The 13,427-nt window shown below is 47.6% G+C and carries 14 protein-coding genes; 8 read left to right on the plus strand and 6 right to left on the minus strand.

Going from position 1 to position 13,427, the window contains the following annotated elements; translation table 11 throughout:
- Nucleotides 1-9: 9 nt before the first annotated feature.
- Both Q7C19_RS01435 and Q7C19_RS01440 read right to left on the minus strand, forming a co-directional pair.
- Nucleotides 10-1,926 carry a glycoside hydrolase family 3 protein gene (locus Q7C19_RS01435; protein ID WP_375091450.1) on the minus strand — a complete coding sequence of 639 codons (1,917 nt, stop codon included), beginning with the start codon at nt 1,924-1,926 and terminating at the stop codon, nt 10-12.
- A gap of 201 nt (nt 1,927-2,127) precedes the next feature.
- Complete coding sequence (locus tag Q7C19_RS01440) at nt 2,128-2,901, minus strand: sporulation protein (RefSeq protein ID WP_035409037.1); 774 nt, start codon at nt 2,899-2,901, stop codon at nt 2,128-2,130.
- 110 nt (nt 2,902-3,011) lie between these two features.
- Between Q7C19_RS01440 and Q7C19_RS01445 the strand changes: the two genes are divergently transcribed.
- The 7 genes from Q7C19_RS01445 (at nt 3,012) to Q7C19_RS01475 (ending at nt 8,388) form a co-directional block, all read left to right on the plus strand.
- On the plus strand, nt 3,012-4,196 hold the full coding sequence (locus tag Q7C19_RS01445; protein WP_056060286.1) for a class I SAM-dependent methyltransferase: 1,185 nt from the start codon (nt 3,012-3,014) through the stop codon (nt 4,194-4,196).
- 30 nt (nt 4,197-4,226) lie between these two features.
- Nucleotides 4,227-4,652, plus strand: coding sequence for a BrxA/BrxB family bacilliredoxin (locus Q7C19_RS01450; RefSeq protein ID WP_023467616.1), 426 nt, complete (start codon nt 4,227-4,229; stop codon nt 4,650-4,652).
- 287 nt (nt 4,653-4,939) lie between these two features.
- The gene (locus Q7C19_RS01455) at nt 4,940-5,713 is read left to right on the plus strand and encodes a transporter substrate-binding domain-containing protein (RefSeq protein ID WP_035409033.1); all 774 of its coding nucleotides are present in this window, start codon (nt 4,940-4,942) and stop codon (nt 5,711-5,713) included.
- A 57-nt stretch (nt 5,714-5,770) separates the two neighbouring features.
- Nucleotides 5,771-6,430: an amino acid ABC transporter permease gene (locus tag Q7C19_RS01460; protein WP_035409731.1), complete on the plus strand. Its 660-nt coding sequence runs from the start codon at nt 5,771-5,773 to the stop codon at nt 6,428-6,430.
- A gap of 13 nt (nt 6,431-6,443) precedes the next feature.
- Nucleotides 6,444-7,166 (plus strand): amino acid ABC transporter ATP-binding protein, encoded by a 723-nt coding sequence (locus tag Q7C19_RS01465; protein WP_035409728.1) that lies wholly within the window; start codon nt 6,444-6,446, stop codon nt 7,164-7,166.
- Nucleotides 7,167-7,231: 65 nt separating this feature from the next.
- Nucleotides 7,232-7,768: a GNAT family N-acetyltransferase gene (locus tag Q7C19_RS01470; protein WP_375091451.1), complete on the plus strand. Its 537-nt coding sequence runs from the start codon at nt 7,232-7,234 to the stop codon at nt 7,766-7,768.
- The gene (locus Q7C19_RS01475) at nt 7,750-8,388 is read left to right on the plus strand and encodes an HD domain-containing protein (RefSeq protein WP_375091452.1); all 639 of its coding nucleotides are present in this window, start codon (nt 7,750-7,752) and stop codon (nt 8,386-8,388) included. Before Q7C19_RS01470 ends, Q7C19_RS01475 begins: the two co-directional genes overlap by 19 nt.
- Nucleotides 8,389-8,451: 63 nt before the next feature.
- Here the strand turns inward: Q7C19_RS01475 and Q7C19_RS01480 are convergent, their stop codons facing one another.
- From Q7C19_RS01480 to Q7C19_RS01495, 4 genes are all read right to left on the minus strand, one after another.
- Nucleotides 8,452-9,165: a ZIP family metal transporter gene (locus Q7C19_RS01480; RefSeq protein WP_035409029.1), complete on the minus strand. Its 714-nt coding sequence runs from the start codon at nt 9,163-9,165 to the stop codon at nt 8,452-8,454.
- A 298-nt stretch (nt 9,166-9,463) separates the two neighbouring features.
- Entirely contained in the window at nt 9,464-10,228 is a 765-nt protein-coding gene (gene fadH, locus Q7C19_RS01485; RefSeq protein WP_214855146.1) for a 2,4-dienoyl-CoA reductase, read from the minus strand.
- An 85-nt stretch (nt 10,229-10,313) separates the two neighbouring features.
- A complete protein-coding gene (locus Q7C19_RS01490; protein ID WP_023467624.1) occupies nt 10,314-11,249 on the minus strand; it encodes a manganese-dependent inorganic pyrophosphatase in 936 nt (311 codons plus the stop codon).
- Between the two features lie 57 nt (nt 11,250-11,306).
- Nucleotides 11,307-12,383 (minus strand): N-acetylglucosaminidase, encoded by a 1,077-nt coding sequence (locus tag Q7C19_RS01495; RefSeq protein WP_035409023.1) that lies wholly within the window; start codon nt 12,381-12,383, stop codon nt 11,307-11,309.
- An 87-nt stretch (nt 12,384-12,470) separates the two neighbouring features.
- Between Q7C19_RS01495 and Q7C19_RS01500 the strand changes: the two genes are divergently transcribed.
- Nucleotides 12,471-13,424: an aromatic acid exporter family protein gene (locus tag Q7C19_RS01500; protein ID WP_035409021.1), complete on the plus strand. Its 954-nt coding sequence runs from the start codon at nt 12,471-12,473 to the stop codon at nt 13,422-13,424.
- Nucleotides 13,425-13,427: the final 3 nt, after the last annotated feature.

Here is a 13,427-nt window from a genome sequence, read left to right on the forward strand (position 1 = left end):
ATCATGTTCTCATTTTTTCCAATTTTTAAAGCCGTCACCGAATTCGAGATGCAGTTGATCGGTAAAGATACCGTTCTGAAAGACCGGCACATCAACTGGTAAGGTGCCTTGCGGTTTGAGCGTTCCGAAGATGGCTCGAATACCGGCAGGAAGATTTGGTCCCGCTGATTTCAGATTGCCTGCTTCGGAGTCCGGTCCGTTCGGATCCCCTTTAAAACCATAGACGAGGACGTGTGCCGGTGCGTCCGGTTGAACGGCGACATCGTATGGATTGCGGAGGCTAAGCAAGACGGATGGTATATCTGTTTGTTTCGCATACCGGAAGATTGAAGCCGGAATCGCTTGTTCTGGTGCAGTAGGCAGTAGTTTGGCACTCGTATTGACGTTTGAACCGACGATGATGTAATCTGCTGCATCGAGTTGTGCCCGTAGTGTCGGGTTTTGGTCGAGCGGTAGCGTAGTAGCCGAGTAATTCGCTGTCGTTACGTGCCAGTTCCGGTTCTTAGACAGGGAAGCAATCGTCTTTTTCATACTGTCCGTTTGATCCGTCGCAGGGGCAATCACAAGAACATTTGCATTTTTTTTCGGCTTGAAGGGTAACGTCCGTTGATCATTTTTCACGAGTGTGACCGCGGCTTCCGTCATCGCGCGTTCTTTTACTTTATGTTCGGGACTACCGACGATTTGGTTCGCTTGCGCGAGTTTATCTGCTAAGGATGTCGTATCCGTCGTGCCATTCCATATTCCGCGTTCTGCCTTCAGCGTCAGGATCCGCTCGACCGATTGATCAATCCGTTCCTCTGACAGACGTCCGTCTTTGACTGCCGCAATCACGTCCTTGAAAATCTGGTCGAGTTTTGTGACATCCTGCTCGGAACGAAGAATCGTTGGCATGAGCGCGATGTCGACACCGGCGTCAAATGTTTTCAGAACGGCTTCTGATTCCGTAAAATTGTCGGCGATCGCCTGCATATTCAATGCATCCGTGATGACGATGCCGTCGTAGCCGAGTTTTTCGCGCAGTACGCCCGTGATGACGTCATCCGACAATGTCGCAGGTAAAGGGAAAGTGCCGTTTTTTGACGTGACGACTTCAGACTCGATTTGCGGCATTCCGATGTGTCCTGTCATGATCATATCGATGTCTTCGGCGATGGCTCGCTTGAACGGGACGAGCTCGACTTGTTCCAGCTCCTCCAGAGACCGGTCGACAACTGGCAAGCCATAATGGGAATCGGTCGCGGTATCGCCGTGACCTGGGAAGTGTTTCGCGGTCGCTGCGACGCCTTCAGTTTGAATTCTTTTCATCAAAGCAGAACCGAGCGTTCCGACGAGCTCCGGGTCACTTGAGAACGAGCGAACACCGATGACGGGATTTCCAGGGTTACTGTTGACGTCAAGAACCGGACCGAAGTTGACATTGATGCCGAGCGCATGCAGTTCGGAACCGATGATATGACCGGCATCATTGGCATACGTGCTATTACGGGTCGCACCTAACGCCATATTGCCGGGTAAGTTCGTTCCTGTTCCGAGCCGAGTGACGATGCCACCTTCTTGGTCGATCGTGACAAAGAGCGGAATATCGTTGCTGTCATCTTGTTTGACGACTTCTTGCAGATCATGAACGAGTTTTGTCGTCTGTTCGGTTTCACTGACGTTCTCAGCAAACAAAATGACGCCACCTAAATCATAGCGGTCGATGATGTTCGCGACTTCCGGAGCAAGCGACGTATGGTTACTGCCATTCCACTGCCGGAAGTCCGGCATGATCATCTGTCCAATTTTTTGTTCGAGCGTCATCGTGTCGATTTTTTGACTGATCCGATCTGCTGAAGATCCTGCCTCTGCCATGACAGGCAAACTACTTGAAACGAGTACTGCTGCGAGTCCTGCTGTTAACGTGAATTGCCCGATCCTTTTCATGATGTACATCCTCCTCTAGTCAAACCACGACTGGAATTCTTTTCAATACGGACAGTATAGCAAGGTGCTTGTTTTAAAACAATATTTTATTTGAAAACGATTACATTAGCAAATAAGTTTTAATAATGTTTTTGTGCATTCCGATTTGAACAAAAAAATGACTCCCCTTAAAGAGGAATCACTTTTTAGTCATTCGATCGATCAGCTATAGCGCTCCACGATGTTTGTCAGCTGGCGTTCGACAAATGACTGATCCTGCAGTTCACTATTGGATAGGCGTAGTTTGATCATCGACTCATCCGCTCCAGCCATTTCACTGAACAATGATCCGAGACTATGCGCACGACGATCGACTTGGACGATTAAATCAATCCCTGAGCTGTCTTGGAGCATGATGATTTCGATCTCATCCAGTTTATGAGCGTAGTGTGTATTGCGTGCTGAGTATTCAAGTTCCTGAGCAATCGGTAAATCTTTACGGAATCGTCCAGGTAATTTTTCTGTATCGGCTTTCTTTAACCGGAAGCCAAGTGACTCCATGGCATCTAAGACCGTCGTTTGGTAACGGTTTGCTTCGACGATGACAGCGTCACGGTCCGACGGATCAACGGATTGTGCGATGTCAAGTCCGGTCTCGATCCATGATTTCGATTGGCTGACGGAGAGTGGCGTATTTAGTGGCACACGTAATGTGAATGGAATTTCCCGCTCGACACCCGCTTCGATCGTGAACTTCGCTTCATTTAAGGCAAACCGGTCGAGCGTAAAGGTCGTAAACGTCGTACTATCATTGACTTCTTGTTTGTACTGCGTGTTGAATTCAAGATAAATCCGGTCAATTTCTTGATCGACGTTTCCACCTTTGATATGGACGACACCGTGGATTTGACCGCCTGGTTCACAGCGATCATCCGTCAACCGTGTGTCGACCGTTGCAGCACCGATTCCGATTTGTGAGAGAATTTTTTTGAACATGATGCATTCCTCCTTTTAATTACGTACGAATGATGAAGCGTGTAAACTTGTCGAACAGGTACGAATTTGCTACAGTTTCGAAAGAACATTAGAAAAGGACGGGACGACTAGTGGAACTACATGAATTAAAAGCGAGCCTTGCTTCGAAAATCACGCAAGGAGTACTGATCCATGCAACGATGAGCAATCCGCGCCAAAAATCCAATGATCTCCGACGAATCAAGGTAAAACCGATTCTATTAAGAGATACGGTGATGATGCAGGTTGAGTTTCAATTTGAACGCGTCATGAAGCATGAAAATATTTTAGTGGAGGATTTCATCGGTCGACTCGATGACTGGTTCACGGAATTCCGGCAATTCCTCTTCCGTTTCGAAGAAGAAGAATGGCAGTTCCAGCTCTCGAAAAAGATGAAAGTCGCGATCAAGACATCCCAAAAGGAACCGATGAAAGCACTCTTGTCGCATGACCGAAAAAAAACCTATCTATTAGAAGACGGTGTACCGGTTCCGTTTCTGATTCGTCTAGGTGTGATGACGGAAGCGGGGCAAGTCAAAAAACAGAAGTACGATAAGTTCAAGCAAATCAATCGTTTCCTTGAATTCGTCGAGGATAGCATCGCCGCCTTACCAACAGGAAAAAAACTGCGGATTTTAGACTTTGGTTGCGGGAAATCGTATTTGACGTTCGCTCTCTACCATTATTTAAAAGTCGTCAAAGGATTCGACCTTGAAGTGACAGGTCTTGATTTAAAGAAAGAAGTTATCGAAGAATGTACGCAAATTGCACGTGATCTGGATTATACCGATCTGACATTCCGCGTCGGGGACGTTCATGATTATACAGGGGAGACGGAAGTCGACCTGATGGTGACGCTTCACGCTTGTGATGTCGCGACGGACGTCGCACTCGCACGAGCTGTCGACTGGAATGCATCAGTCATCCTAAGTGTACCGTGTTGTCAAAAGGAGCTGAATCGTCAATTGGACTGCGCTCCGCTTGATGTCATGCTCCAGCACGGACTGATCAAAGAAAAATTCGCATCACTTGCGACGGACTCGATTCGTGCCGAGTTATTGACGCTTGTAGGATATGAAGCGCAATTGCTTGAATTCATCGATCTTGAGCACACACCGAAGAACATCTTGATCCGTGCGTACAAACAAAACAAGCGACCAACGGAAGAAAAAATCGACCGGTACATCGCGTTCCGTGATCTGTTGCAGGCACGACCATTTTTAGAAAATGAATTAAGCGGCAGACTTGGACAGATTTCACCGAAACTCGTACAATAAGAAGGAGAACGAATCAAAGGAGGCAATACGATGGATTTCCAAATGTATTTTGAAGATGTCGTCCAAACAGCCCGCAAAGAAGCGCAAGCTGCTGGATTTGAAGAATTAACGACGCCAGAGAGCGTGGATGAAGCAATGAAACGGGAAGGTCTGACACTTGTCCTTGTCAATTCTGTTTGTGGATGTGCTGGCGGGATCGCCCGTCCTGCAGCAGCGTACGTCAATCGGAAAGAGGGCATCAAGCCCGATCATTTCGTCACGGTATTCGCTGGACAAGATCGCGAAGCGACAGACCGTGCGCGTGAATATTTCGAAGGTTATCCACCTTCATCTCCATCATTTGCGTTAATGCAAGATGGAAACATCCTCTCGATGGTCGAGCGCTTCGACATCGAATCGTTCACGGCGGAAGAAGTCGTCGAGAAACTTGAATCATTAATTGAAATCTACGCCTAAACGAAGAAGACTCCTGAAAAAGGAGTCTTTTTTTGTGTATTCATAAGACTAAAATAATAAATTTTAAATTTGAAAACGTTTGCAAAATTGTATAAACAGTCATTTATGCATGATTTATGAATAGAAAGTCAAAAAAATTTATATATTTATGCTTTACAGTGAATAAATATTCGTATATCCTAAAAGCAATAGAACAGGTCAGGCTTTTCGGTATTGAATTGGACATACACATAAGTCATACTATTGTTAAAGTTCTGACAATTGAGCGTTGGAAGGGGAAAACTCGAATGAAAAAATTATTAGCAACGGCAATGGCAGGCATTCTGGCAGTCACAATGGCAGCATGTGGCGCGTCGGAAGAATCAACAGGTGGATCAAGTAAGGATGATAAAGTATTAACGATGGGAACATCAGCGGATTACTTCCCATTTGAATACATCGATACGAAAAAAGGAGAAGACATCGTCGGCTTCGACGTTGCGATCGCCAAAGAAGTTACGAAAAATCTTGGATATAAATTAAAAATCGAAGATATGGAATTCGGTAGTCTACTTGGTGCGCTTAGCTCAGGTCGTGTGGATTTCGTCATGGCGGGCATGACACCAACGGAAGAACGGAAGAAAAATGCTGACTTCACGGACATTTACTTCGAATCGAAAAACTTAGTCATGACGAAGGATAAAGCGATCAGTTCAGAAGATGAACTCAAAGGTAAAAAAATCGGTGTCCAGCTTGGTTCGATTCAAGAGGGACTCGCGAAAGACCGCTTTAAAGACAGTGAAACGGTTCCATTGAACAAAATTCCAGAAATCATTCAAGAATTGAATACAGGTCGGATCGATGCCCTCATTATCGAGGATGCAGTCGCCGTCAAATACATGGATCAAGATGCCTCCCTGAAAACGTACCAGATTAAAGAAGATGGTCCAGCTGGTTCAGCAATCGCCTTCAAAAAAGGGGATAAGATGCGTGACGATTTCAACAAAGAGCTGAAGAAAATGATCGACAGTGGTGAAATCGATAAATTAGCAGAAGAGTGGTTCCAAAAAGAAGCAAAATAAGTCAAGTGCATGGGGGTGGGGGTAACCTCATCCCTTTTGTGCGACGTTAGGAGATTGATTATGATAGACTTTACAAAGATTCAAGATTCAATTCCATATATTCTCGAGGGCATTCCGGTCCTCTTCCAAGTCGTCATCGTAGCAGCCATTGCCGGGATGCTGATCGGAATCGTCGTCGCGGCACTAAAAATCACAAAAAGTCGAATCCTCCGTTTTATCGGTCATGCTTATACAGCGATTTTCCGGGGTACACCACTGATTTTGCAACTGGCAATCGTTCACTTCGGATTACCGCAACTAACTGGATATGTCACGACAGGATACCAATCAGCAATCATCGCCTTCTCTTTGAACTCCGGAGCGTATATTTCGGAAATCATTCGGGCAGGGATTCAGGCTGTTGATCGTGGACAATGGGAAGCAGCAGACGCGCTCGGTATTTCGTATTTCAAACAACTGCGTTCGATCATTTTGCCGCAAGCCTTTAAAAATATCCTCCCAGCGATCATGAACGAATTGATCACGTTGACGAAGGAGTCGGCGCTTGTCTCGACGGTCGGCGTGCTTGATGTCATGCGCCGGGCGCAAATCGTCGGAGGAGAAAAGGCAATCTATTTCGAACCGTTATTGTTTGCCGGATTCGTATATTTTGTTCTTGTCATGGGATTGAGCTTGATAGGCCAACAAGTCGAAAAAGCTATGAGAAAGAGTGGGTAATCAGATGGAACCTATGATCCAAGTCACCGATTTGCATAAGCAGTTCGGAAAATTAGAAGTATTAAAAGGTATCTCGACGACGGTTACACGCGGTGAAGTCGTCGCTGTCATCGGGCCGTCGGGATCTGGTAAATCAACATTTCTACGGTGTATCAATTTACTTGAACAACCAACGAGTGGGACGATCATCGTCGATGGTTTTGAACTGACAAAACCAAAGGCGAACATCTCGAAAGCACGTCAGAACATCGGCATGGTTTTCCAACAGTTCAACTTGTTCCCGCATAAGTCTGTCCTTGATAATCTGACGTACGCACCAATCAACGTCCTCGGGATTTCAAAGGACGAGGCGATTAAACGAGCGGAGACGTTACTGGAACGTGTCGGTCTAGCGGAAAAACGCGATAATTACCCGAATCAGTTGTCAGGTGGACAAAAACAACGGGTCGCGATCGCCCGCGCACTTGCGATGGAACCGAATGTCATGCTGTTCGATGAACCGACATCAGCCCTTGACCCAGAGATGGTCAACGAAGTGCTTGACGTCATGAAGCAGCTTGCTGAGAGTGGAATGACGATGGTCATCGTGACGCATGAGATGGGCTTCGCAAAAGAAGTCGCCGATCGTGTCTTGTTCCTCGATGAAGGAATTTTAATGGAAGAAGGTTCACCAGTCGAACTCTTCGACAATCCGAAGACGGACCGAGCGAAAAAATTCCTCGAAAAAGTTTTATGATCACCGTACGCTAACTCTGAAAAGGGGTTAGCGTTTTTCGATTTTTAATATAGAGGGGGATAAGAATGAAAAAACTGCTGGAAGGTCATCTTACTCGTCTGACACGTTTTCAACCGGAAGATACCGAAGTGATGCAACGATTGCTTGACGATGCGACATTCGCCCGTCATTTTAGTGCGACGCCATATCGTCATTTATCCATGGATAAGATTGAAAAGATGATGGCGACGGATGCACCGGAGACGTTTCGATTTGCGATTCGGAACTTTGAAGATGAACGGATGATTGGAGTCGTTGCATTAGAAGATATTTTACCGACACATGGAACGGCGTGGTTGATGATCGGCATCGATCCGGATTGTGAAGGGCAAGGGTATGCGACGGATGCGCTACAGACGATCCTCGAATACGCCTTCTTGGAGCTGAATCTGTACCGGATTCAATTGACGGTCTTTGATTATAATTTGCGTGCAATTAAATTATACGAGCGACTTGGGTTCGTGCAGGAAGGAAGATACCGTGCTTTTTTACGACGAGACGGAGAGCGGCATGACATGTTACTGTATGGATTACTTGAACCGGAATGGAGGGGTCGACAATGATTCAAGAAACGGAAATCTTCGTCCGGTCGTTTCATGCGACGGACTTTTCAGGTCATGATTATGCTCACATTGAACGAGTTCGCCGTTTAGCGTTACATATTGCAAAACAGGAAGGCGGGAATACCCGGATCATCGAATTAGCAGCCTTACTTCATGACGTAGCAGATAGCAAACTCGGGGGAACGGCAGAGACGGTCGCCACCTTTTTGCAAGGAAAGGTGACAGAGGAGGAACAGGAACAGATTTTAAACATTATCACGAGCCTGTCCTATAAAGATGGCACACGTCCACCAATGCGAACGATCGAAGGACAAGTCGTCCAAGACGCCGACCGTCTCGATGCGATCGGCGCAATCGGGATTGCGCGAACGTTTCAGTTCGCTGGTCGGTTCGGGGAGCCAATGCATGTGCCAGGACTAACACCACGAAAGCCGGGTGATCGAACAGGCGAGACAAGTGCCCTGAATCATTTTGAAGAAAAGTTGTTCCGACTAAAAGATTTAATGAATACGAAGACGGCCCATCATTTAGCGGAGGAACGGCATCGCTACATGGAAGAGTTCGTGGCTCGTTTTAAGGAGGAATGGGAGGGGGTTGCGGGAGGAACAGGTGAGTTTTAAATTGTTTAACACATAAGGCGTGTTGTCCGGTTCGTTTCCCAGACAACGCGCCTTATGTTGTATTTAACTAAGGATGATGGCAGTAATTAACCCAAGTGCTGCGAACAGACCAACGATCGCGCCGCCTTCCTCGTGAGCTTCCGGCATCATCGTCGAAGCGAGCATCGCGATGATCCCACCACTTGCGAAGCCACCGATCATGGCGAACTGCATGTCTGGTAGTTCTGCGAGAACCGTATAGCCGGCGAGTGAGGCGAGGGCGGAGATTAACCAGACGACTCCCCACATCAGCAAGACTTTTTTCTTCGAAAAGCCATCTTTTCGTAACCCCGTCGTACTCGATAAACCTTCCGGGATGTTACTGACGAAAATTGCCGCGACGAGTGCCGCGCTGACATTTCCAGATAACAGACTGGCACCGATCATGATTGATTCTGGGATGGCATCAAGAATCGTCCCAAAGAAAATCGCCGTCCCCGTGCCTTCATTCCCACCAGACGAGCGTTTCCGTTTACTCGCGCCGCGTGACGAGACGAACAAGTCAAAGCCCGTAAAGACAAGTGCCCCGACGATAAAGGAAATCGCGACGACGAACGTTGTTGATTTCTTTAATGCCTCATCGAGCAACTCAAATGTCGCTGCTCCAATCAAGATTCCTGTTCCAAACGACATGATGTAACCGATCAGTCGTTGTTTTAAGGGTAAGTACAGTCCAAACAAGGCGCCAATGACAACGGCGCCACCTGCTAACGCACCCCAACCGAACGCACCCCACATATGATCGCCTCCTTCTTGTACTTTCTACCTGTTCTATATAATTCATAAACATAGCGAAAAGAAAGAAAAATAATTCGAGACGAATGTAAGGGGCTGACTCCAAAAAAGAATGCCGCGTCTTTTCACGCTCTTTCCTCAGGCGAGACACAAGCTAGTTTTCCTGCTTCATTCAAGCAGGAAAGCAGATCTTGTTCGTCTCTGACAGCGCAAAAATGCGCTTTTTCCTGTAGGAGTGGCGTGAAACGCGTCATTCTTATCTTTGTGGAGAACGACTTCTTAAGTGATTAAATCTCAATCATCAGAATGGTTGTTTATTTAACCAATGACCACCGTCAAGAGCGATGCATTCTCCGTTCAAGTAGCGGGCTTGATCTGATACCATCCAGGTTGCGAGAGTCGCGATCTCTTCCGGTGTTCCGAATCGACCGAGTGGGACGTTGCGGCGAATTCGTTCCGCGTGTTCTGGTGATAAAGCGAGTTTGTCGGCACCACCCGTTCGTTCGATCGGTCCCGGACTGATCGCGTTGACACGGGCTTGATATTTATAGCCCCATTCGACGGCAAGCGTCCGCGTCAAGTTCAGCACGCCGGCTTTTGCAGCAGCACTCGGAGCGACACCAGCACCGGCCTGCCATGCATAAGAAGCGACGATATTGACGATTTGACCGCCAGCGACTTGATCTTCCTGCCAACCCTTGACAAGAGCGTGACAGCAGTTAAATGTCCCGTTGAGGACGATATCGATGACCGTCTTCCATCCATTCGGCGATAATTCGTCGGTCGGACAGATGAAGTTCCCGGCAGCATTGTTGATCAATGCCTCGAGACGACCGAACCGTTCGCGTGCTTGCTTGACAGCAGCAAGACAAGCGTCCGCGTCACGGACATCCATCTGAATCGTCAGATGCTCGCCTTGAATCTGTTCCAATGCTTCATCCATCAGTCGCAAGCGTTCTGCGTCACGTCCTGTGACGACGACGTTCCAGCCGGCTTCCTTTAAGGCGAGCGCCATCGCTTTCCCCATTCCGTTCGTTCCACCCGTCACCATGATCGTTTGTGTCATATTGCTTCCTCCTTTATGTAATGAATGAACAGCCATTCATATTCTTTATTCAAAAAAGAAGGAGCGAACTCCTTCTTTTTCTGACTTATTGTGTTGCAAGAGCTGTATCTGTTAAGACAGGAACGACTTGTTTCTTACGTGAAACGACACCTTCGAGGTAGACGAGGTTGTTCGTCGCTTCAAGACCGTAAGCACGTTCGACGAGATTCGCTTCTTTCCCGAGGACGAGTCCGACAGAGTTGTTCGTCAAGATATCCGTGACGATGAAGACGAACAGATCAAGTCCTTTTGCAAGGATGACTTCGTTGATCGCTGTTTCGAGTTCTTCTTGGCGAAGCAAGACTTCAGCTGTATCGACCGTGTTGACTTGAGCGATTTCGACTTTGAGTGTTCCCATCGTGAATTCTTTTGCATCAAGTGAGATCAATTCAGGAACGGATTTTTTCGAGAGATCAGCTCCAGCTTTGAGCATCTCAAGACCGTAGACGTTCGCATCGACACCAGCGATTTCTGCGAGTTCACGAGCTGCGATGATATCTTGCTCTGTGCAAGTCGGTGATTTGAACAGAAGCGAGTCAGAAATGATCGCTGATAGCATCAGACCAGCGATTTCTGGTTTGATTGCAACACCATGCTCTTTGTAGAGCTTGTTAAGGATCGTTGCTGTACAACCGACTGGTTCTGCCCGGTAATAGACAGGATCCGATGTCTCGAAGTTTGCGATTCGGTGATGGTCGATGACTTCTGTTACCGTAACAGCGTCGATATCGTTCGCACTTTGCTGACGTTCGTTGTGGTCGACTAAGATGACGTGTGACGCTTCTGTCGCGACTTCTGTCACTAGACGTGGTGCTGAAACTTTGAACGTATCGAGCGCGAATAACGTTTCATCATTCATCTCACCAAGACGGATTGCTTCGGCATTGACACCGAGCGCTTTCTTTAATTCTGCATAAGCGATTGCCGATGTGATCGTATCGGTATCAGGATTTTTATGACCAAATACTAAAACTTTTTCCATGACGTGTTCACTCCTCAATGATTGTTGTCTCGCCCTATAGTGTATCATATCTCGGATTTAGAAGGCGTTCATTTTCACTAGGATACCAGCGATTTTTTCACTCCAGAAGGGGTCTGACGCGTAAAAGACATTCATTCCTTTTTGTTTGTTCCCGAGGTACGCCCCACGGAAATAACGTCCATCCCGATCGAGATAATCTTTTGCGATGAATCGGCCGGTCTGCTCGATTGAATCCGTCAAGGATTTATAAGCAGTCGCATCTTCTCCCGGGGCAGAATCCGTCGCATTGACGCCGAATAGATTATTTTTTTCGCGGGCAATCTCAGACCGTCCATAGTCGGATTCGTGGATGGCGTGTGCAAGCAGGTAGGCTGCGTTGACCCGGTATTTCTTTTCAACGGACTTAAAGACTTTTCCTTTCCCGACCAAAGGGCTGTCCGGCGCTTGCTCCTTGATGAACGCATCGAGTTGTTTGGCACTCAGGCGCGTCGGTTTCGTCAAATCACGTGTCAGTGTCTTCGATTCGACGTATTTGCTCGTCCGAGACGTCGCGTTCGTCGCTTCACCAGCGACAATCAATCCACCAAGTCCACCGTCAGCAACGATGTAGTGAAGGAGTCGATTTCCCTTCGTCTGATAGTACGACGGATTCGAGACACGTTCTGCCGGGAACGGACGTAAGCGATCCGTTGGAACATAACCAGTTGCGCCTGCGACGCTGACGCGACTCGTCTGTTCACCGAACTGAAGCAATTGGACGCGTGTGCCGGAAGCGACATAGGTAAGCCGTTTCTTTAAATCGGCGTCATGATGAATCGACAGAATACCGCGATCATCGACGATCCCGGTACCTTGTCCACCGAGATAGACGTAGCGGTCGTCCGATGAACGCTTGACAGCACCACGCTGACCCGCATACTCCTTTGCCTCGGCGAACGTTTGGAAGTCTTGTTCGTTGATTGTACCTTTCTCATAGCGCTCAGCTGTATAAGGAGCCGGTGGGGATAAAACTGTCTTCGGTTCCTCACGAAGCCAAAAGAACAAGAGAATGCCGATGAGGAAAAAGAAGAGTAACCCTTTTAGTGAGCTAGTCCGGCGCACGGGGCGACCAGGACGGATAGTGCGTGTCGTCAAAGAAAATCACGTCCTTTAAAAAGCAATGGACATTCGTGTCCAACGTAGGTAGTCTAACAAAGAAAAACAAATGGGGAGGTGAATCTGATGCAAATCGGTTATCGAACGCTGAAGACCGCAGTCGCTGCCGCGCTCGCGATGTGGATCGCGGAGCGACTCAAGCTCGATTATTACGTTTTCGCTGCGATCATTGCGATCTTGAGTATCCAATCGACACGAAAGAAGACGTTTCGGTCTTCTTACGAACGGATCATGGCATCATTACTTGCCATCGTACTTGGATTCATTCTGTTCGAAGTCATCGGCTATCGTCCGGTTACGTTATTGATCTATTTCATTTTATTCCTTCCATCCGTTCAACGCCTCCGACTTCAGGACGGTTTCATCACGAGTGTCGTCATACTGACACATTTGTATACGGAACGTCAGCTCAACGCACACATCCTGTTGAATGAATCCTTATTGCTCGGAATTGGTGTTGGTGTCGGAATGCTTGTCAACATGTACATGCCAAGTCTCGATCTATTGATCGACGACCGACGGGAAAAGATTGATCAACGGATCGCGTCCTTATTCTATGAAGTCGCGGCCGCGATCGAGACAGGGCGAGTCAATCATCATGCGTTGACGCTTGACGAGACGGAACGGCTGTTACATGAGGGAAAAGATGCTGCCTTAAAACGGATGGGGAATGCGATCGGTCGACGTAATGACGATGAGGACTATGCCTATTTCCGGATGCGCGAACAACAATTCGAGCTTCTACGTGGCATCGTCCATCATGCGGAGGAACTTGTTCTCGTTGTCGAAGAAGGAAAAAAAGTCGCCGCCTTCTTTCGGACGATTGGCGACAATGTCCGACCTGAAGCCGACGCAATGGTATACATTTTAGAACTAGAAGCGCTATTGACGCGTTTTCGTGCCTCTGCCTTACCCGTCACACGGGAAGAGTTTGAGGTTCGATCTGCCTTGTTGCATATGCTGCAGGAAGCAGAGCAATATTTGCGTCTCAAACAACGCTACGTCAATCAAAAGAAATAGAAC

Origin of the sequence: Exiguobacterium sp. PHA03 (assembly GCF_041945985.1) — a bacterium.
GTDB lineage: Bacteria > Bacillota > Bacilli > Exiguobacteriales > Exiguobacteriaceae > Exiguobacterium_A.